The sequence below is a fragment of the Streptomyces acidiscabies genome, from assembly GCF_020010905.1.
GTDB classification, from domain to species: Bacteria; Actinomycetota; Actinomycetes; order Streptomycetales; family Streptomycetaceae; genus Streptomyces; species Streptomyces acidiscabies.
Genome location: NZ_JAGJBY010000002.1, coordinates 4,112,735 through 4,132,862, shown reverse-complemented (window position 1 = coordinate 4,132,862; position 20,128 = coordinate 4,112,735). Strand labels below are relative to the sequence as shown.

Sequence of the window (20,128 nt, the reverse complement as noted above, 5' to 3'; positions counted from 1 at the left end):
GACCCGAACCATGGACGACGCCACCCCCCTCGACCTCACCACCAAGGCCTCCCTCCTCTCCGGCCACGACATGTGGACCACGGTCGACGTGCCCGGCGCCGGTCTCCCCTCCCTCCTCCTGTGCGACGGCCCGCACGGCGTCCGCAAGCAGTCCGGCGAGGCGACGCAGGTCTACGACAGCGAACCGGCGACCTGCTTCCCCCCGGCCGTGGCCCTCGCCTCCAGCTGGGACCCGGAGCTGCTGCGCAGGGTCGGCGAGGCCCTGGGCCAAGAGGCCCGCTCGCTCGGCGTGGAGGTCCTCCTCGGCCCCGGCGTGAACATCAAGCGCTCCCCGCTGTGCGGCCGCAACTTCGAGTACTTCTCGGAGGACCCGCTGCTCAGCGGCGTACTCGGCGCCGCGCACGTGACCGGCGTACAGAGTCAGGGCGTCGGCGCGTCGGTGAAGCACTTCGCGGCGAACAACCAGGAGACGGACCGGATGCGGGTGAGCGCTGACGTCGACGAGCGCACGCTGCGGGAGATCTACCTCCCGGCGTTCGAGCGGATCGTCAAGGAGGCCCGCCCGGCGACGGTGATGGCCGCGTACAACAAGGTCAACGGCGTCCGCGCGACCGAGAACCACCACCTGCTCACCGAGATCCTCCGCGAGGAGTGGGGGTACGAGGGTGTCGTCGTCTCCGACTGGGGCGCGGTGGCCGACCGGGTCGCCGCGCTGGTCGCGGGCACGGACCTGGAGATGCCGGGCACGGGCGGCCGTTCGGACGCGGAGGTGGCGCAGGCGGTACGGGACGGCCTGCTGGCCGAGTCGGTCGTGGACACGGCCCTGGACCGTCTGCGCGCCCTGGCCCGCCGGGTCCGCGCCGAGTCCGCCCCGGTCGCGGTCGACCACGACGCCCAGCACCGGTTCGCCCGCGAGACCGCCGCCGACTGCCTGGTCCTCCTCAAGAACGACGACCACACACTCCCCCTCCCGCCGACCGCCCGCATCGCGGTCCTCGGCGACTTCGCCCGGCACCCGCGCTACCAGGGCGGCGGCAGCTCCCACGTCAACGCCACCCGCGTCGACAGCCCCCTCGACGAACTCCGTACCCAACTCCCCGACGCCCGCGTCGACTTCACCGACTCCCCGGCCGACGCCGCCGACGCCGACATCGCGGTGGTCTTCGCGGGCCTGCGCGAGGAGGACGAGTCCGAGGGCTTCGACCGCGAACACATCCAACTCCCCGCCGATCAGGTGGAGTTGATCCGCGCGGTGTCAACTGCCGCACGCCGTACGGTGGTTGTCCTCATGAACGGCAGCGTCGTGAGCCTTGAGGGCTGGTACGACGGTGTCGAGGCCGTCGTCGAGGCGTGGCTCCCCGGCCAGGCGGGCGGGGGCGCGATCGCGGACGTCCTCACCGGCCGCGCGAACCCGTCGGGACGGCTCGCGGAGACGGTCCCGTTCCGCCTCCAGGACACCCCGGCGTACCTCAACTTCCCCGGCGGGCAAGGGCATGTGCGCTACGGCGAGGGCGTGATGGTCGGGTACCGGTACTACGAGACCGCCGAGGTCGCCGTCCGACACCCCTTCGGACACGGCCTGAGCTACACGTCGTTCGAGCAGTCCGGCTTCCGGGTGACACCGACGGGCGCGGACACGGCGACGGCGTCGGTGACGGTCACCAACACCGGGGACCGGTACGGCAAGCACGTCGTCCAGATCTACGTCGCCCCGGCGCCCCGGCCGGTGCTGAGCCCCGTACGCGAGCTGCGCGGGTTCGCGAAGGTCGCGTTGCGGCCCGGCGAGAGCACGCGGGTCGAAGTCGCCCTGGACCGGCGGGCGTTCGCGTTCTGGGACATCGAGCGCGGGGACTGGACGGTGGCGGCGGGACGGTACGAGGTGCAGCTCGGGGAGAACGCGCACGTGGTGCTGGCCTCGGCCGGTCTGGAGCTGGCGGGGGACGACTACTCCCGTCCGCTGACGGTGGATTCGTCGGTGGACGAGTGGTTCGGTCACGCGGTCGCGGGCCCGGCGCTGCGGAAGGAGCTGGCGGGCGGGGCGATGGTCGGGGACGACGTCATGCGGATGATCGGGTCGATGCCGCTGAAGCAGTTCCAGGGGTTCCTGCCGAAGCCGATTCCGGAGGAGCTGCTGGCGGGGTTGATGGAGGCGTAAAGGGGTGTTTTCCGGTGACGCCGGTGACCGTTACCGGCGGGACGGCGAGGTCTGTGGGGACGACGGTGTACTGGGCGGCGGTGCCGAAGGGGCGGTAGGACTGGGCGCCGTGCACCCACACGCGGCCTCGCCGTACTGGAGCGCCTCGGCCGCCGGGCCCTGCCGGTCGTACCAGGGCGCGAGCATGTTCAGTCCTTCCGGTCACGGGGCTGGCTGGGCGCCGGCGCTCGGGAGCCGACCTGTTCGGCGATGAGCCGCCGGTAGTTCGGGCACTGGGTGACGTCCTCGTACTCGCAGTTCAGGCAACCCTCGATGAGCTCCAACGAGGCCCGGGCGGCGGCGATCCTCGATCGGAGCTCGGCGGCCTCGGCACGCAGGATCTCGTGCCGGGTGGCGCGCTCGGCGGTGGCGGACAGGCTCCTGATGGTGTCCAGGCCGAGGCCGGCCTCCTTGCCCATGAGGATCGTCGCCACGCGGGTGAGGTCGTCCGCGCCGTAGCGGCGGCGTCCGCCCGCGTCCCGTACGGGGTGCAGCAGGCCCATCGACTCCCAGTGCCGCAGGACGTGCGTGGCGAGACCGAACCGTGCCGCGAGAGCGCCGATGCTCATCGCGCCGTTGTCTCCGCTTGACTCCATGTGTCTCCGCTTGACTTCATGTCGACATGAATTCCTAGCCTGGCGTCCATGTCCAAGAACCAGGAAGTGGTGGAAAAGCACCGTGCCACCGAGGGCATGTTGGCCCTCCTCAACGCGGCGGACCAGATGGCGGGCGCCGGCCTGCTGCGGGCCCGCTCCTACGAACTGCTGTCTCTTGTCCCGGGCTCGTCCGTCGTGGACATCGGCTGCGGTGCCGGGCGGGCCGTCGCCGAGCTGGCCGAGCGTGGCGTCCACGCGGTGGGTGTGGATCCCGATCCGTGGATGCTGGCCGAGGCCCGGAAGCGGTGGCCGGCGGCCGAGTTCCGGGAGGCGGGGGCGGAGGATCTGCCGTTCGCCGACGGAAGTGTGCGCGGCTACCGTGCCGACAAGGTCTTCCACGCGCTTCGGGAGCCGGGGCGCGCGGTGGCGGAAGCGCGGCGCGTCCTGTGTCCGGGCGGCAGGATCGCCCTGGTCGGGCAGGACTGGGACGCCGTCGTGGTCGACTCCGACGATCCGGAGCTGACCCGCACGATCGTGCACGCCCGCGCCGACCTCCTGGCCACGCCCCGCGCCGGCCGCCAGTACCGCAGCCTGCTCCTGGACGGCGGCTTCGACGACGTCACCGTCGAGGTGCACACCAGCGTGTTCACCGATCCCGCGATGCTGTCGTGGCCCACTAGGCTCGCCGAGTGGGCCTGCACGAGCGGTGCCGTCGGCCGTGACCAGGCCGACGAGTGGCTCGCCGAACAGCGCCGACGCGCCGAGACCGGCCGGTTCCTCGTCGCCGTTCCGTTCTTCGTGGCTGCCGCCTCCGCCTAGAGAGCGCGGACCGCCGTTGTCACCTCACGGCCCTTGGCCTCCGGGCCGCCCCGGAGGAGAGCCCCTGAGGCGGCCCGGAGGCCGAGGACGGTGAGGTGTTCCGGCAAAAGCGTGCCCGGCGATCTAGCGGGTGGACCCGGTGTGCTCCCGCGCAGTCTCCGCCTCGGCCCCCGCCTCGGCGCTCTTGCTCGCGAACCCGCGCCGGCCCGGCAGGACCGCGAGGACGATCAGTGTTCCGGCGGCCATGATGATCCCGCCGATGAGGCTGGCCTGGGCGACACCGTGGGCGAAGGCCTGATGGACGGCGTCCACGGCGGCCTGCGCCTGCTGGGGCCCGGCGGAAGGATCCTGCGCGACCCGCTGCGCGACGGCCAGGCCGGCGCCGACCGAGTCCTTGGCGGTCTCCATCGCCTCCGCCGGGAGCCGGTTGCCCACCAGGTCGGTCAGCTCGTTCCGGTAGGCCGTGCCCAGCAGCGAGCCCAGCACCGCGATGCCCAGCGCCCCGCCCAGTTCGAGCGCGGTGTCGTTGACACCGCCGCCGACGCCCAGCTCGGACTCGGGGAAGGAGCCCATGATCGTGTCGGTCGCCGGGGAGATGGCCAGTCCGAGCGCGAGGCCCAGCATCATCAGCGGCACCAGGAAGTCCCCGTACGTCGACCCCTTGTCGATCTGGGTGAGCAGGAACATGCCTGCCGTGCCGATGGCCAGGCCGGTCACGGCCATCACCCTCACCCCCAGCTTCGGGGCGAGTACCCCGGTCACCGCGGACCCGAGGAACACCGCACCGCCCAGCGGCAGCAGCCGTACGCCCGTGTCCAGGGCGCTGTAGCCGAGGACGAACTGCAGGAACTGCGTCGCGTAGTAGATCACGGCGAACATGCCGAAGAAGAAGACCATCACCGCGAGCATCGAGCCGGTGAAGGGCCGCAGCGCGAACTTCCGGACGTCCAGCATCGGGTGCGGGTGCCGCAGCTCCCAGACGACGAAGGCGGCCAGACCGACGCCGGCGACCACGGCGCCGGTGACGGGGCCGGCGCCCCACCCGGCGTGCGGGCCCTCGATGGCGGCGTAGATCAGGGAACCGACGGAGACGATCGACAGCAGACCACCGACGTAGTCGATCCGGCCCATGCCCTCCGCCTTGGACGGCGGTACCAGAGCGAGCGCGCTGAACACGCCGACGAGTGCGATCGGCACGTTGATCAGGAAGGTCGAACCCCAGGCGTGGTCCTCAAGGAGCCAGCCGGAGACCAGCGGGCCGACGGCCACCGCCACCCCGGAGGTCGCGGCCCAGGCGGTGATGGCTTTGGCCCGCTCGCTGCGGGGGAAGGTCGCGACCACCAGGGACAGCGTGGCCGGCATCACGACCGCGGCACCGACACCCATGATCGCGCGGGCCACGATGACCAGCGAGGTCTCGTCGACCATGCTCCCCATCACCGAACCGGCGGCGAAGACCAGCAGACCCACCACCAGCGCGCCGCGCCGGCTGTACTTGTCGCCGATCGCGCCCAGCACCAGCATCAGCGCCGCGTACGGAACGGTGTAGCTGTCGACGACCCATTGCAGATCACTGCTGCTCAGACCCAGGTCGGTGGTCATGTCGGGGGCGGCGACGATCAGCGACGTGTTCGCCATCACCGTGACCAGCAGGCTCAGACACAGCACGAGCAGCGCCCACCAGCGCCGCGCGTACGGCCCGGACATTTTCTCCACGGGGGTGTTCACAAAGAAGGACATCAGTAGCTCCTGAGGGGGACGGGCTGGGATATTCAGGCTTCAAGATCACCCTGCGGCCCCTTGCGGGCTTCCCACGGCGATCCCCTGGAGGGCCGCGTCGGTGTCCGCGATGGCGAGCATCCTGTTGATGTCGGCGCCGGCCAGTGCGCCGGCCGCCGCGGAGGCCCCGACCTGGGCGACCAGATCGGTGACGTTGCCGGCCACCCACACACCCGGCACCTCGGTGGCGCCGTCCGGGCCGGAGGCGAAAGCGCGGCCCTTCGGGAGGTCCAGCACCGGCAGGCCCAGACCCTCCAGGCCCTGGGTGCGGGCCTGCATCGGCGCGGCGACCGCGACGACGCGGCGGGCCACGACCTGGCCGTCGGCCAGGCGCACCCCGGCGAGGGCGCCGTCCTCGTCGCTGACGACCTCGGCGACCGGGGTGTCGACGACGCGGATGCCGCGGGCGGCGAAGCGGGCGCGGCTGTCCTCGTCCAGGTCGGTGCCGTGGGTGAAGTAGGTCAGGTCCTCGGTCAGCTGGCGGAACAGATACGCGTGGCCGATGGAGGCCGGGCCGGTGGCGAGGATGCCGATGGGCTCGTCGCGTACCTCCCAGCCGTGGCAGTACGGGCAGTGCACCACACCGTGCCCCCAGTGCCCGGCGAGCCCGGGCACCTGCGGCAGCACGTCCGTGAGGCCGGTGGCCACCAGGACGCGGCGGGCGGTGACGCTGCGGCCGTCGGCCAGGGTGACGGTGAAGCGCAGGTCCCCGTCCGCCGACGGGGCGGCAGGCTCGGCCGAGACCACCTCGCCGTGGACGACGTGTCCCCCGTACTGGCGTACCTGCTCCCGGCCCCGGCGAAGGATCTCGGACGGCGGGGTGCCGTCCAGGGCGATGAGGCCGTGCACGGCCTCGGCGGGCGCGTTGCGCGGGGAGCCGCTGTCGATCACGACGACCGAGCGGCGGGAGCGGGCGAGGATCAGTGCGCCGTTCAGCCCTGCGGCGCCCCCGCCGATCACCACCGCGTCGACGGTGCCCTCGGCCAGTGCGTCGCTCATGGCCTCCTGCTTTTCCTTGTCAGTCATGGTTCGGTCGGCCTTTCGAGTTCTGGGGTGGTTGGAGGGGGCAGTTGTTCAGGAAGCCCAGGATGTGGCCGGCGGCCGTCTTGCGCCGTTCGAGATGGCGCGGGTTGCTCTGCCAGGCGTGCACGCACCCTGTCCGGTGAGCTCAGGAGGGTTGTGTACTGAACGGTCAGAAACCTAGATAGTTCTGTACTGACTTGTCAAGTACGACGGGTTGGCTTTACCTTCGATGTATGGCGAGACCACGAAGCTTCGACCGGGACCACGTCCTGCATGCCGCCGAGCGGCAGTTCCGCGCCTCGGGCTACAACGGCACGAGCGTCGACGACATCAGCGCCGCCACCGGCCTGGGCCGCGGCAGCCTCTACGCCGCGTTCGACGGCAAGCACGGCGTGCTGCTGGAGGCGATGGCCGGCTACTTCGGCCGGCTGGCGCAGGGTCCAGGGAAGATGCTCGACGGACCGGACGAGGGCGCCCTGGAACGACTGCACGCGTACTTGCTCCGCGCCGTCCACGGGGTGCCGCTCGCCGCCGACGTACCCCCCGCCCCCGACCGGGCGGGGGCGGCCTGCTTCGCCGCCAAGATGGCCCTGGAGATCGGCGCCTCCGACCCCGAAGTGAAACGCCTGGCCAACGACTGCTTCACCGTGGTCGCGACGGCGGTGGCCGAGTGTCTGCGAGCGGCGCAGCGCAACGGCGACATCGACCCCGACGCGGATCCCGACGACCTCGCGTACCTTCTGCTGACCGTCATCCGCGGCAGCGATGTCGTAGGCGCGTACGGCCACAGTCCCGCCCGCCTGACCTCGATAGCGGAGAGCGCGTTCGCCTTGCTGCCTCGCCCGCGCCACCGTGACCTCGCGTAGGCCTCAGCAAGCCGCGCCCCGAACCTAGCGTTTGCTTGGTGCGGCTGGCTACTGTGTCGGCATGGCCCTCCAGTTGGACATGTCGGGAAAGGTCGTCCTGGTCACCGGAGGCACGCGCGGGGTCGGGGCGGGGATCGCGGAGATGTTCCTCAAGGCGGGCGCGCACGTCGAGGTGTGCGCCCGTACCGAGCCGCCCGAACTCCCCGCGCACTTCAGCCGGTTGGACGTCCGCGACCCGGACCAGGTCGAGCGGTGGATCGAGGACGTGGCCCGCCGCTGCGGCCGGGTCGACGTCGCCGTCAACAACGCGGGCGGTGCGCCGTACGCCGATTTCGCGGACGCCTCCCCCCGATTCCACCGCAGGGTCACGGAGTTGAACTTCCTGGCGCCGGTGTATGTGTGCCGGGCGGTGTTCCCGGTGATGGCGGACGGCGGGCTCGTCCTCAACGTGACCTCGATCAGCGCGCGCCGGGTGAGCCCGGGGACGGCGGTGTACGGGGCGGCGAAGGCGGCGCTGGAGAGCCTGACGGCGTCGCTCGCGGTGGAGTGGGCGCCCAAGGTCCGGGTGAACGCGGTGAGTTGCGGCCTGGTGGAGACGCCGGGGTCGATGGACCACTACGGCGACGCGGAGCAGGTCGCGCGGGTCGCGGCGACGATCCCGAGGGGCGTGTTCGCACGGCCGGAGGACGTGGGCGGCGCGTGTGTGCTGCTGGCGTCGCCGCTGGCCGCGCATGTGACGGGCGCGGTGCTGAACGTGGACGGGGGCGGCGAGTGGCCGGGGTTCCTGCGGCACACGCCGAACGCGTGAGCCGGGGCTTGATCGCTATGCTGAGCGCCGTACCGGGCAAGGCGCTGTACCGGGCAGGACGGGAAGGAACGACGACATGGCGGTGAGACGCCCCGTCCGCACGGCGGCCGACAACGGCGGCTCCCCGAGGGCGGGTTCGGACCGCCGGGCCGAACTCCTGGGGATCGCCGCGAAGTTGTTCGCCTCGCGCGGGTACACGCAGACCACGGTCCGGGACATCGCGGACGACGCGGGCATTCTCTCGGGCAGCCTGTACCACCACTTCGCGTCGAAGGAGGAGATGCTCGACGAGATCCTCCGCGACTTCCTCGGCCGCCTGTTGGAGCGGTTCACCGCGATCGAGAAGGCGGAGCAGGACCCGCGCCGGGTCCTCGACCAGCTCGTCCAGCACTCCTTCGCCGTCATACACGAGACGCCGGAGGCGGTCGCCCTCTACCAGAACGAGTCCGCCTCCCTGACCGGCCAGCCCCGGTTCGCGTACGTCGAGCAGTGGGGCCGCAAGATCGAGAAGATCTGGCTGCGGGCCATCACCGCGGGGCAGGAGTCCGGGGCGTTCCGCGCGGACGTCGACGCGCGTCTCACCTACCGTTTCATCCGCGACACGGTCTGGTGCTCGGTCCGCTGGTACCGCCCGCGCGGCCGGTTCCGCCACGAGGCGGTCTCCGAGCAGTACTTGAGAATCCTGTACGGCGGTCTGGTCACGGAGTGACGGGGACCTCCCGGTTCCGCAGCCCCCGGGGGTCGATCTCCTCGCGGATCAGGCGCAGTTCGGCCGGATCGGGGAGCCGGGTCTCGGTGACACCGGTCGCGTCCAGCGCGAACCCGGTACGGGCGCGGACGTCGTCGACGGTGACGCCGGGGTGCACGGAGCGGATGCGGAGCCGCCCGTCGTCGCCGTAGTCCAGGACGGCCAAGTCGGTGACGACGACGCCGAGATGATGGAACGTCAGTTTCCCGGCGCGGTCGTTGCCGACCCCGCACACGAGGTCGACCTTCTCCACGAACACCTTCGGCGAATGCCGCGAAACCCAGTAGTCCGTACGGTGGTTGGCGGTGTTGCCCGGAGCGCCGCGCACCCCGATCAACTGCCGTGTCGGCTGCCGCCAGTCGCCGACGAGGGAGATGTTCTGGTTGCCGTAGCGGTCGATCTGGCTGGCGCCCATCATGCTCTGCCGCCGTCCGCTCTCGACGAGTTCGAAGATCCGGCCGAAGGGCACCCAGCCCTCGACCACTCCTCCGTCGGCGGCCGTGCCCCCGAGCGGCGGCGGCTCGCTCATGTAGTACGCCTCGCCGTCGGACAGGACGAGTTCGGGGCTGGTGGTGAGCCGGGCCAGCCGGGCGCCGATCATCGGGACCGACCCGACGGCGTGCGCGAGGACTTCACCGGCGCCCTGCCAGGTGTCGGCGCAGGCGGCGGCGCACACTTCCGCGCGGGTGATCATCGCCCCTCCTCGGTGTGGAAGTCGGTGACGGCCTGCTGGTAGGCGCGTTCGTCGCCGTCCAGGAACCGCTTGCGGAACAGCTCCCACGCCGCCGGGTCCTTGGCGGAGGCCGCGTAGTGCGCCTGGAACGCCTCGTCGCGCGGGTGGTCCGGCACGCACGAGGTGAAGTGCGCGCCGCGCGGCGTCTCGATCACGCCGGTGACGAAGATGCGGCTCAACAGCAGGGTCTGGGCGGGGCCTTCGGCGAGCAGGTCGGGGACGACGCGTTCGGCGCTGACGTAGCAGCGGTCGGCGGCGCGGGCGAACAGGTCGTCGAAGTACGGGTCGGGGCCCAGGTACTGGGCGTTCCCGGTGGGGTCGGCGCGGTTCATGTGGAGGAGGGCGAGGTCCAGCGGGAGCGCCTTCATCGCGACGTACTCCTCACCCGTGTAAGGGGAGTTGACGGTCTTGAGGTCCGGGTTCATGGTCAGGACGTCCGAGCCGAGCCCGGCCCGCGTCGGCAGGAACGACAGCCGGCTCGCCGCCGCGCGCAGTCCCGTGACGACCATGCCCTCGTCGTACTCGGCGGTCTCGATCTCCCCGCGTTCGCGTGCGGAACGGAAGTGCGGGTCGAGGGCGATGGAGTCCAACGAGACGAATCCGTAGACCAGTTTGCGGACTTTCCCCGCCGCGCAGAGCAGTCCGGCGTCGGGGCCACCGAAGGTGACGACGGTCAGGTCTCTGGCGTCGCCACGCAGGATCTCCCGGACCAGCGCCATGGGTTTGCGGCGCGAGCCCCAGCCGCCGATCCCGATCGTCATGCCGGACTCGACGACTCCGGCGAAGTCCTCCAACCGCACTGTCTTGTCAGCCATGTTGACCCTCTCGGGGTTTGGCGTCGACTGGGTCCCTACCAAACAAATGCTTGGTGGGTTACGGTAAATCGCCGTTCCGGCTCCGGACAAGCAGGGGGACCGATGGACCTGCCCGAGTACGTGCCTGGCCATGGGTTGCTCGCAGGAAAGACAGTCGTCGTCACGGCAGCCGCCGGTGCGGGCATCGGCTCGGCGGTCGTCCGGCGGAGCCTCGAAGAGGGCGCGCGTGCCGTGGTGTTCGGGGACGTCCACGAGCGGCGGCTCGCCGAGGCGCACGAGGCGCTGGGGAAGGAGTTCGGCGCGGACCGGGTCGCAACGGCCGTATGCGATGTGACCGTTGGGGAGCAGGTCGAGGAACTCCTCGACGTGGCCGACGCGTTCGGCGGCGTCGATGTGATGGTCAACAACGCGGGGCTCGGCGGGACGCGTTCGGTGCTGGAGATGAGCGACGCCGAATGGGGGCGGGTGCTGGACGTGACGCTGACGGGCACGTTCCGGTGTGTGCGGGCGGCCGGGCGGCGGATGGTGCGGGGCGGGCGGCGCGGGGTGATCGTCAACAACGCGTCGGTGGTGGGGTGGCGGGCGCAGGAGGGGCAGGCGCACTACGCCGCCGCGAAGGCCGGGGTGATGGCGCTGACGCGGTGCGCGGCGCTGGACCTCGCCGGGCACGGGATCCGGGTCAACGCGGTGTCGCCGAGCCTCGCGCTGCATCCGTTCCTGGAGAAGGTCACCAGTGCGGAGCTGCTGGACCGGTTGACGAGCCGCGAGGCGTTCGGGCGTGCGGCCGAGCCGTGGGAGGTGGCCAACGTGGTCGTGTTCCTCGCGAGCGGCTACGCGTCGTACATGACCGGCGAAGTCGTCTCCGTCAGCAGTCAACACGCCTGAGAGGAGGGCCCGTTGTGGGACTGCACACGCCGCTGTGCGAACTGGCCGGGGTGCGATATCCGATCGTGCAGACCGGGATGGGGTACGTCAGCGGGCCCGAGCTGACGGCGGCCACGGCGGCTGCCGGGGGGCTCGGGATCCTCGCCGGCGCGACGCTGACCCTGGAGGAGACCCGGGACGCGATCCGCGCGGTGCGCGAGCGGACCGACGCGCCGTTCGGGGTGAATCTGCGCGGGGACGCGCCGGATGTGCTGGAGCGCGGGGAGTTGCTGGTGCGGGAGGGGGTGCGGGTCGCGTCGTTCGCGCTCGCGCCGCAGGAGCGGGTGATCCGGCGGCTCAAGGAGGGCGGGCTGGTCGTCGTGCCGTCCGTGGGGGCTCGGCGGCATGCGGAGAAGGTGGCGGGGTGGGGGGTGGACGCCGTTGTCGTGCAGGGGGGTGAGGGGGGCGGGCACACCGGGGGCGTGCCTACGTCGATCCTGGTGCCGCAGGTCGTGGACGCGGTGGACATTCCGGTGATCGCGGCGGGCGGGTTCCGGGACGGGCGGGGGCTGGTGGCGGCGCTCGCGATGGGGGCCGTGGGGGTCGCGATGGGGACGCGGTTCCTGCTGACCAGTGACAGTACGGTGCCGGGCGCGGTGAAGGCGGAGTATCTGCGGCGGGGGGTGGACGGGACGGTTGTGACGCGGGTCCTCGACGGGGTTCCGCAAAGGGTGTTGCGGACGGAGTTGGTCGAACGGCTGTTGCGGGAGCGGGCGCCCGGCCGGGCTTGGCGGTCTGTGCGCAACGCGTCGGCGTTTCACCGGAGTTCGGGCATTCCTTGGTCCGCCATGGTCCGGGAGGGCCTCGCGATGCGGCGGGGGCATGAGCTGGGGTGGTCGCAGGTGCTGATGGCCGCGAACACGCCGATGATGCTGCGGGCGTCGATGGTCGAGGGGCGGGTGGATCTCGGGACGCTGGCGTCGGGGCAGGTGGCCGGGGTGATCGAGGATCTGCCCAGTTGCAAGGAGTTGATCGAGCGGATCGTGGCGGAGGCGGAAGCCGTGCTCGCGCGGCTGACGGGGTTCGCGGAGATTCCCGGCGGCTCCGAGTCCGCCGGGCCTACCGGCTTCACCGGGTGAAGGGGCTTCCATGGGTGCCGAGTTCATCGCCACGACCGTCGACGAGCGGGGCGTCGCCGAAGTCGTCGTCGACCGGCCGCCGGTCAACGCGCTTCCCGTGGCGGGGTGGTACGCCCTCGCGGACGCGGTGACGGGGCTCGGCCGGGACCCCGCCGTACGGGTCGTCGTGCTGCGGGCGGAGGGCCGGGGCTTCAACGCCGGTGTGGACATCAAGGAGTTGCGGGGCGAGGGGGCGATCGTCGAGGTGAACCGGAGCTGCTTCGCCGCGTTCGCCGCCGTGTACGAGTGTGCTGTGCCCGTCGTCGCGGCCGTGCACGGGTTCTGTCTGGGCGGGGGGATCGGGCTGGTCGGCAACTCGGACCTCGTGATCGCCTCGGAGGACGCGTACTTCGGGCTGCCCGAGGTGGACCGGGGGGCGTTGGGGGCGGGTACGCATCTGTCTCGGCTGGTGCCGGGGCATCGGGCGCGGGCGATGATGTACACGTGCGCGACGGCGACGGCCGCTGAACTCCACGCGTACGGCTCGGTGTTGGACGTCGTGCCCCAACCGTCGCTGCGGGCGCGGGCGTTGGAGGTGGCCGCCGAGATCGCGGGGAAGCATCCGGCGGTGATCCGGGCGGCGAAGGAGGCGTTCAACGGGATCGACTTGTGGGATGTGAAGCGGAGTTACCGGTATGAGCAGGGGTTCACGTTCGAGATGAACCTGTCGGGGGTGACCCGGGAGGAGAGGTTCGGACTCGCCACCGACAGCGCCACCGACACCGGCTCCGGCTCCGGCTCCGGCTCCGGCTCCGGCTCCGGCTCCGGGGAGTAGCCCATGGACCTGACCTGGAGCCCCGAAGAGGACGCGTTCCGCCAGGAAGCCCGCGACTGGCTGGCCGCGCATGTGCCGTCGCCCCCCTTGCCGTCCGGCGACACCCGCGACGGCTTCGCCGCCCATCTCGGCTGGGAACGTGAGCTGTTCGCGGCCCGCTGGTCGGTCGTGTCGTGGCCGGAGGAGTACGGCGGGCGGGGTGCGTCGCTGTGGGAGTGGCTGATCTTCGAGGAGGAGTACTACCGGGCGGGCGCACCGGCCCGGGTCACCCAGAACGGGATCTTCCTGCTGGCCCCCACGATCTTCCGGTACGGCACCCCCGAGCAACAGGCCCGTCTCCTCCCGAGGTTGGCGGCGGCCGAGGACCTCTGGGCGCAGGGCTGGTCGGAGCCCGGAGCGGGCAGCGACCTCGCGGCGATCCGCAGCCGTGCGGCCCGTGTCGACGGTGGCTGGCGGCTCACCGGCCACAAGACGTGGACCACGCGCGGCGCCTTCTGCACCCACCTCTTCGGCCTGTTCCGCACCGACCCCGACGCGGACCGGCATCGCGGCCTCACCTACTTCCTGCTCCCGCTCGACGCCCCCGGCGTGACGGTCCGAGGCTTCCAACGCCTCGACGGGGACGAGGGGTTCGCGGACGTCTACCTGGACGACGTCTTCGTACCGGACTCGGACGTACTCGGCGAGGTGGGCCAGGGCTGGACGGTCGCCATGGCCACCACGGGCTCCGAACGCGGTTTGACGCTCCGCTCCCCCGGCCGCTTCCTGCACACCGCCGACCGCCTGGTGGACCTGGCCAAGTCCGTGGGCGCCGGGCCCCACCGGGACGACGTCGTGCAGGCGTGGATCGACGCGCAGGCGTACCAGTGGTTCACCCTGGAGCAGGTCACCGCGATCACCGACGGCCGCGAGGTCGGCGCCGAGGCCAGCCTCAACAAGCTCTTCTGGTCCGAGCTGGACGTCCGCCTGCACGAGACGGCCACCGAACTCCTCGGCCCCGACGCCGAGTTGGCCGGACCCTGGAGCAAGGGTTTCCTCTTCTCGCTCGCCGGTCCCCTCTACGCCGGCACGAACGAGATCCAGCGCAACATCGTCGCCGAGCGCCTGCTCGGACTCCCCAGGAGGTGAGCGGGTGCGTTTCTCCGTGACCGAGGTGGACGCGGCGCTCGCCGAGGCGGCGGGCGGGGTGCTGGCGAAACCTGACGTATGGCGGATGCTCGCGGAGGTAGGGGCGCTCGGCGCACTCGTACCCGGCGAGGCGGGACTCGACGAGAACTGTCTGCCACCGCTGATGGAGAGGCTGGGGCACAGCGGGGTACCGGTCCCGGCCGCCGAGACGATCGCTGTCGGCGCCCCTCTGTTGGCCGAACTCCCGTTGCTGGCCGAGGTGTTGGACGGTTCGGCTCTGCTGACCGTCTCCTTCTCCGAGGGCGCACCGGTGCCGTTCGCGGCCCGAGCGGATCTCGTCGCTCTCGCGGCGGCCGGTCGGATACGGCTGTTCCGGCGCGAGGAGTTGGATATCGAGCCCCTCGAATCGGTGGACGCGACACGGCAGTTGGCGCGTGTCACGGCCCCGGCCCGGGGTGGAGTGCTGCTCACCGACGATCCCTCCGTGCTCGAAGTGGCCCGGCGGCGGGGGGTGTTGGCCACGTCAGGTCTGCTCGTGGGCCTCGGGACCCGGATGGCCGAGCTGACCGTCGCGTACGTGCGGGAGCGGGAGCAGTTCGGCGTGCCGGTCGGCTCGTTCCAGGCGGTGAAGCACACGTTGGCCGACGCCCTGGTGGCGTTGCGGTTCGCCCGTGCGTCGGTCCTCGCGGCGGGGTGGGCGCAGGCCGCCGGGGACGCCGACGCGGACGTACGGACGTCAGCGGCAAAGGTGTTGGCCTCGGAGGCGGCCCGGAAGACCGCGCGGGCGGCGATCCAGTGCCACGGCGCGATCGGCTACACCACGGAATACGACTTGCACCGCTACGCCAAGCGGGCGTGGGCACTTGCGGCGGACTGGGGCGGCCCCGCACACCACCGGGCCCTGATAGCAACCCGGTTGGGCCTCTCCCAACCCCGAGGAGACGCATCATGATCTGCCGGAACCGAGTAGCCATAGTCACCGGCGCGGGCCAGGGCCTCGGCCGCGAACACGCCCTCGCCCTGGCCGCCGAGGGCGCCGTCGTCGTCGTCAACGACCTGAGCGAGGCCGCGAAATCGGTCGCGGAGGAGATCACCACGAGCGGCGGCGCGGCGGTGGCCGACGTGGGTGACATCAGCGACTGGACGTACGCCGAGTCCTTGATCCACCGGGCCGTAGAAGAGTTCGGCACGCTGGACGCCCTGGTGAACAACGCGGGCATCAACCGCGACCGGATGTTGGTGTCGATGACGGAGGCCGACTGGGACACTGCCCTCAGGGTGAACCTCAAGGGTCACGCGGCCCCCTTGCACCACGCCGCCGCCTACTGGCGCACCAGCGCGAAGAACGGCCACCCGGTCCAAGCCCGCATCATCAACACCACGTCCGGCGCAGGCCTGTTGGGAAGCGTGGGCCAGGGAAACTATGGCGCCGCGAAGGCAGGCATCGCCGCGCTCACCATCATCGCGGCGGCCGAACTCGCCCGCTACGGCGTGACCGTGAACGCGATCGCCCCCTCCGCGCGAACCCCGATGACCGAAGCCGTCGAGGCGTTCGCCGACCAAATGCGGGCCCCGGAAACGGGCTTCGACACCATGCACCCCGCGAACGTCTCCCCCCTCGTGGTCTGGCTGGCCTCCACCGAATCGGCCGAGGTGACAGGCCGGGTCTTCGAGGTCGAGGGCGGAGTCATCAGTGTGGCGGACGGGTGGCAGCACGGGCCTCGGGCCGAGCGGGATCGGCGGTGGACGGCGGCTGAAGTGGGCCCGGCGGTAAGCGAGTTGCTGAACCGGGCGCCCGATCCGGCTCCGGTGTACGGGAGCTGACCTCCGGTGTACGGGAGCTGACGGAGTCCACCAGCCCCCACTCCAACGCCGTACCGGCCTCCAATTCCCGCCCGGACAGCACCAGATACAGCGTCCGGTGCCGCCCGATCCGGCGCGGGATGCTCACGGTCCCTCCGGCGCCGGGGATCAGCCCCAGGTCCAGTTCCGGGAGCCGGATGCGCGTGTCCGGTGCCGCAACCACCCTCCCGGCAAAGGCCGGCAGCTCGATGCCGGCGCCGATGCAGCGGCCGTGGATCCTGGACGTCAGCCGATCCCGGACGGCGTGCAGCCGACGCGCGGCACTCGCGCTCGTCCGGATCAGGTGAGCCGTGGCCAGGTCGGCGACCGTACCGAACTCGTCCAGATCACCGCCCGAGCTGAACTCGGGACCGTTGGCGTCGAGGACCACCTCCCGAATGCTCAGATCCTGAACGGCCAAGTCCACGGCGGCAGTCAGCGCATCCCGCATCTGAGCACTGTGGGAGTTGCGCCGGGCGGGATGGTTGAGGGTGATCCGCAGAAAGCCACCCTCCCGGTCCACCAGCACCGGTTCCTCGGCCACCGGCACGTCACGCACCGCCCTGCTCTCCCGCCAAGCCCGGAACCCCGAACTCCCCAGCAATGTCGAGTAAGCGAGCGACTCCGCCTCCAGGGCCTGCCGCACCGGCAGCTCCATCCGCAGCAGTTGACGGAGCATCAGAGCCGCCTGCGGCTGCGCTTCGACCCGATCGCGCAGCAACTCCGCCTCGGCGTAAGGCTCTTCGACCACGACGCAGTCGCGCTGCCCACTGCCCGTACCTACGACGGTGAGGTCCAGCTCCGCCGACAGAGGGTGCCCGGCACGCACACCACGGCCGACCAGCAGCCGTTCCCCTTCCCGGGCCCGGCGCCCGGCCTCCCGCACCTCCGCGTCCGTCGCCGGACGGTCCAGGTCCACGACGAGAAGGGCCCGATGCGGGTGCCCGTCCCTGTCCAGAAGGCCCATGTCAGCGGCGCCCGCCGCAAGGTCGGCTACAGAAATCACGGTGTTCACTGTGGTCGCCGACAGGCCCCCGGTCCAGCATCCGGGCATGATCGACCGGTCCGAGGCGAAGGACCGGGCGCGCAGCGGAGTGCCCCTGCCGACCCGTCACGCCGAGGGCCCGCCCCTGTGGCCGCCGGGCGGAGCCTCAACCGTCGGCCGAGTTCGTGCGGCGGACATTCATCGCAGGTCAGTCATCGGATGTGTAGCGAGATCCACTAGAGGTGATCACCCGTCCGGCCGATCCTCAAACGTTCATGTCCGTTAGCCGAATTGAAGCCGACCCGAGTCTTGTCACTGCGGGCGACGGCATCGTAACGTCCTCGGCATTCCGAGATACATCGGAGGAATCACGGCTCAGGGGAGAACACGGCCAATGACGCCCGCTCGTATCCGCTCGACCGCAGCCGCCACCGCCGTCCTCGCGGCGCTCGCCCTCGCCACCGCCTGCAACCGCGACAGCTCCGACTCGTCCTCGACGGGCGACAAGTCCCCCGTCGGGATCGATCTGCCGCGCTCCGACACCGACTTCTGGAATTCCTACGCGCAGTACCTCAAGAAGGACATCAAGACCGACGGTATCGACGCGCTGCCGCTGAGCAATTCGCAGAACGACGTGACCAAACTCGTCGCGAACGTCCAGGTGTTCCGCAACACGGGCGCCAAGGCGGTGGTGATGGCGCCGCAGGACACGGGCGCGATCTCGTCCACGCTGGACAGCCTGTCGGCGGCGAAGATCCCGGTGGTCAGCGTCGACACGCGGCCCGACAAGGGCGACGTCTACATGGTGGTGCGCGCGGACAACAAGGCGTACGGCACGAAGGCGTGCGAGTTCCTGGGCAAGCAGCTCGGCGGGCAGGGCAAAGTCGCCGAGTTCCAGGGGGCGTTGGACTCCATCAACGGGCGTGACCGCTCGGAGGCGTTCGCGGCGTGCATGAAGGCGAAGTTCCCGAAGATCCAAGTGTTCGAGCTGCCGACGGACTGGAAGGGCGACGTCGCCTCGGCGAAGCTCCAGTCGCTGCTGGCCCAGCACCCGGACCTGAACGGCATCTACATGCAGGCCGGGGGCGCCTTCCTCCAGCCGACGCTGGCGCTCCTGGAGCAGAAGAAGCTGCTCAAGCCGCCGGGGCAGCCGGGCCACATCAGCATCGTCTCCAACGACGGCATCCCGCAGGAGCTCGACGCGATCCGCAAGGGCCAGATCGACGCGACGGTCTCCCAGCCCGCCGACCTGTACGCCAAGTACGCGCTGTACTACGCGAAGGCGGCGACCGAGGGGAAGACGTTCACGCCGGGCCCCACCGACCACGGGTCGACCATCATCAAGATTCCCAATGGACTTGAGGACCAGCTTCCGGCTCCGCTGGTGACCAAGGCGAACGTCGACGACGCCACGCTGTGGGGAAACAACATCGGCTGATGCGGGGGAACGGCATGACGGACACCAGCACCACCCCGGTGGCCGAAGCCATCGGGGTCTCCAAACGGTTCGGGGCGACGGTCGCCCTGCGCGACGCGCACATCGCCGTCGCCCCGGGCGAGTCCCACGCTCTGGTCGGCCGCAATGGCGCGGGCAAGTCGACCCTCGTCTCGCTGCTCACCGGCATCCAGCGCGCGGACGCGGGCACCCTGCGCTTCTCCGGCGCCCCGGCACCGGCGCCGGGCGACCTCGACGCGTGGCGTTCCCGGGTCGCCTGCGTCTATCAACGCTCCACGATCCTCGACGAGTTGACCGTCGCCGAGAACCTCTTCCTGAACCGGCAGAGCGCGAGCGCCGTACGCCCGATCCGCTGGCGGCAACTGCGGGAGCGGGCACAGGAGTTGCTGACCGAGTACGGGGTCGACGTCGACCCCGCCGTACAGGCGAAGGAACTCACCGTCGAGCAGCGGCAGTTCGTGGAGATCGCGCGAGCCCTGTCGTTCGGCGCGCGGTTCATCATCCTGGACGAGCCGACGGCGAAGCTCGACGCGCGGGGCATCACCCGGCTGTTCGCGAAACTCCGTGAACTGCGGGAGCAGGGCGTCGCGTTCCTGTTCATCTCGCACCACCTCCAGGAGGTGTACGACCTCTGCACGACGGTCACCGTGTACCGGGACGCGACGCACGTACTGACCGCGCCGGTCGCCGAGTTGGGGCACCGGGAGCTGGTGGAGGCGATGACGGGCGAGTCGGCGGCGATGCCGGTCGCGGTGCCCCGGCAACGGACCGCAACCGCTTCCACCGAGTTGCTGACCGTCTCCGGCCTCACGCTTCCGGGCGTGTGCGAGGACTTCTCCCTGGCCGTGCAGTCCGGTGAGGTGGTCGGGCTCGCCGGGTCGGCCGCGAGCGGGAACGTGCAGGTGGGCGAGGCCATCGCGGGGCTACACAAGGCGCGGGGCGGGCAGGTCGCCGTACGCGGACAGGTCGTGCGGACCGGGAGTGTGCCGTCGGCGCTGGCCGCCGGGGTCGGGCTGGTGCCCGAGGACCGGCATGCTCAGGGGCTGGTCACCGGGCGGAGTGTCGCCGAGAACGCGACGCTCACGGTCACCGATCAGCTCGGGCCGTTCGGGACCGTACTGCCGTCCCGAACACGGGAGTTCGCGGGGCGGGTGATCCGGGAGCTGGACATCAAGACGCCCGGAGCCTCGACGCCGGTCGCCGCGCTGTCCGGCGGGAACCAGCAGAAGGTCGTCGTGGCACGGGCGTTGGCGACCGACCCCGATGTGCTGGTCGCGATCCGGCCCACGAACGGGGTCGACGTCAAGTCCAAGGAGTTCCTGTTGGGCACGGTCCGGGGGATCGCCGACGGCGGGAAGGCCGCGCTGATCGTCTCCGACGAGCTGGACGATCTGCGGGTGTGCGACCGGGTCGTCGTCATGTTCCACGGGCGGGTGGTCGCCGAGTTCACGCCGGGGTGGCGGGACGAGGAGATGGTCGCCGCCATCGAGGGCGTCGCCGACGCCTTGGGGAGGTAAAC

At 71.1% G+C, this 20,128-nt stretch carries 18 protein-coding genes and 2 pseudogenes; 13 read left to right on the top strand and 7 right to left on the bottom strand.

Annotated elements, in window-relative coordinates:
- The first annotated feature begins 10 nt into the window (after positions 1–10).
- Positions 11–2,155: a beta-glucosidase gene (locus J8M50_RS44645; protein WP_010352215.1), complete on the top strand. Its 2,145-nt coding sequence runs from the start codon at positions 11–13 to the stop codon at positions 2,153–2,155.
- A gap of 37 nt (positions 2,156–2,192) precedes the next feature.
- On the opposite strand, the pseudogene J8M50_RS50335 reads toward J8M50_RS44645, so the two are convergent.
- A pseudogene (locus tag J8M50_RS50335) lies at positions 2,193–2,300 on the bottom strand (NADPH:quinone reductase); the annotation flags it as partial.
- Between the two features lie 43 nt (positions 2,301–2,343).
- Positions 2,344–2,790, bottom strand: a complete 447-nt coding sequence (locus J8M50_RS44640; protein ID WP_010352213.1) for a MerR family transcriptional regulator — start codon at positions 2,788–2,790, stop codon at positions 2,344–2,346.
- A 48-nt stretch (positions 2,791–2,838) separates the two neighbouring features.
- Here J8M50_RS44640 and J8M50_RS44635 point away from each other — a divergent pair, with 48 nt between their 5' ends.
- The gene (locus J8M50_RS44635; protein ID WP_010352212.1) at positions 2,839–3,609 is read left to right on the top strand and encodes a methyltransferase domain-containing protein; all 771 of its coding nucleotides are present in this window, start codon (positions 2,839–2,841) and stop codon (positions 3,607–3,609) included.
- A 123-nt stretch (positions 3,610–3,732) separates the two neighbouring features.
- Here the strand turns inward: J8M50_RS44635 and J8M50_RS44630 are convergent, their stop codons facing one another.
- Positions 3,733–5,349 carry an MFS transporter gene (locus J8M50_RS44630; RefSeq protein ID WP_010352211.1) on the bottom strand — a complete coding sequence of 539 codons (1,617 nt, stop codon included), beginning with the start codon at positions 5,347–5,349 and terminating at the stop codon, positions 3,733–3,735.
- 45 nt (positions 5,350–5,394) lie between these two features.
- A complete protein-coding gene (locus J8M50_RS44625) occupies positions 5,395–6,414 on the bottom strand; it encodes an NAD(P)/FAD-dependent oxidoreductase (RefSeq protein ID WP_040835869.1) in 1,020 nt (339 codons plus the stop codon).
- A gap of 230 nt (positions 6,415–6,644) precedes the next feature.
- On the opposite strand from J8M50_RS44625, the gene J8M50_RS44620 reads away from it, so the two are divergent.
- From J8M50_RS44620 to J8M50_RS44610, 3 genes are all read left to right on the top strand, one after another.
- Positions 6,645–7,277: a TetR/AcrR family transcriptional regulator gene (locus J8M50_RS44620; protein WP_010352209.1), complete on the top strand. Its 633-nt coding sequence runs from the start codon at positions 6,645–6,647 to the stop codon at positions 7,275–7,277.
- A gap of 61 nt (positions 7,278–7,338) precedes the next feature.
- A complete protein-coding gene (locus tag J8M50_RS44615; protein ID WP_010352208.1) occupies positions 7,339–8,085 on the top strand; it encodes an SDR family oxidoreductase in 747 nt (248 codons plus the stop codon).
- A gap of 76 nt (positions 8,086–8,161) precedes the next feature.
- Positions 8,162–8,794, top strand: a complete 633-nt coding sequence (locus J8M50_RS44610) for a TetR/AcrR family transcriptional regulator (protein WP_010352207.1) — start codon at positions 8,162–8,164, stop codon at positions 8,792–8,794.
- Here J8M50_RS44610 and J8M50_RS44605 read toward each other — a convergent pair.
- Positions 8,784–9,527: a CoA-transferase subunit beta gene (locus J8M50_RS44605; RefSeq protein ID WP_010352206.1), complete on the bottom strand. Its 744-nt coding sequence runs from the start codon at positions 9,525–9,527 to the stop codon at positions 8,784–8,786. The two genes, J8M50_RS44610 and J8M50_RS44605, sit on opposite strands and share 11 nt — an antisense overlap.
- Complete coding sequence (locus tag J8M50_RS44600; protein ID WP_010352205.1) at positions 9,524–10,381, bottom strand: CoA transferase subunit A; 858 nt, start codon at positions 10,379–10,381, stop codon at positions 9,524–9,526. The genes J8M50_RS44605 and J8M50_RS44600 overlap by 4 nt, the downstream gene beginning before the upstream one ends.
- A gap of 102 nt (positions 10,382–10,483) precedes the next feature.
- Between J8M50_RS44600 and J8M50_RS44595 the strand changes: the two genes are divergently transcribed.
- Genes J8M50_RS44595 through J8M50_RS44570 form a run of 6 tightly spaced genes read left to right on the top strand, consistent with a single transcriptional unit; the run spans position 10,484 to position 16,150 of the window.
- Positions 10,484–11,266, top strand: a complete 783-nt coding sequence (locus J8M50_RS44595) for an SDR family oxidoreductase (protein ID WP_010352204.1) — start codon at positions 10,484–10,486, stop codon at positions 11,264–11,266.
- A 20-nt stretch (positions 11,267–11,286) separates the two neighbouring features.
- Positions 11,287–12,384, top strand: a complete 1,098-nt coding sequence (locus J8M50_RS44590) for an NAD(P)H-dependent flavin oxidoreductase (protein WP_050987172.1) — start codon at positions 11,287–11,289, stop codon at positions 12,382–12,384.
- Between the two features lie 10 nt (positions 12,385–12,394).
- Positions 12,395–13,198, top strand: a complete 804-nt coding sequence (locus tag J8M50_RS44585; protein ID WP_010352202.1) for an enoyl-CoA hydratase family protein — start codon at positions 12,395–12,397, stop codon at positions 13,196–13,198.
- Positions 13,199–13,201: 3 nt separating this feature from the next.
- Positions 13,202–14,326 carry an acyl-CoA dehydrogenase family protein gene (locus J8M50_RS44580; protein WP_010352201.1) on the top strand — a complete coding sequence of 375 codons (1,125 nt, stop codon included), beginning with the start codon at positions 13,202–13,204 and terminating at the stop codon, positions 14,324–14,326.
- Positions 14,327–14,330: 4 nt separating this feature from the next.
- Positions 14,331–15,278 (top strand): acyl-CoA dehydrogenase family protein, encoded by a 948-nt coding sequence (locus J8M50_RS44575; protein ID WP_010352200.1) that lies wholly within the window; start codon positions 14,331–14,333, stop codon positions 15,276–15,278.
- Complete coding sequence (locus J8M50_RS44570; protein ID WP_010352199.1) at positions 15,275–16,150, top strand: SDR family oxidoreductase; 876 nt, start codon at positions 15,275–15,277, stop codon at positions 16,148–16,150. Before J8M50_RS44575 ends, J8M50_RS44570 begins: the two co-directional genes overlap by 4 nt.
- A 22-nt stretch (positions 16,151–16,172) precedes the next feature.
- On the opposite strand, the pseudogene J8M50_RS44565 reads toward J8M50_RS44570, so the two are convergent.
- Positions 16,173–16,826: pseudogene (locus J8M50_RS44565) on the bottom strand (enoyl-CoA hydratase/isomerase family protein); the annotation flags it as partial.
- 721 nt (positions 16,827–17,547) lie between these two features.
- Between J8M50_RS44565 and J8M50_RS44560 the strand changes: the two are divergent.
- Positions 17,548–18,591, top strand: a complete 1,044-nt coding sequence (locus tag J8M50_RS44560; protein WP_010352197.1) for a sugar ABC transporter substrate-binding protein — start codon at positions 17,548–17,550, stop codon at positions 18,589–18,591.
- A 14-nt stretch (positions 18,592–18,605) separates the two neighbouring features.
- Positions 18,606–20,126 (top strand): sugar ABC transporter ATP-binding protein, encoded by a 1,521-nt coding sequence (locus J8M50_RS44555; protein WP_040835873.1) that lies wholly within the window; start codon positions 18,606–18,608, stop codon positions 20,124–20,126.
- Positions 20,127–20,128: the final 2 nt, after the last annotated feature.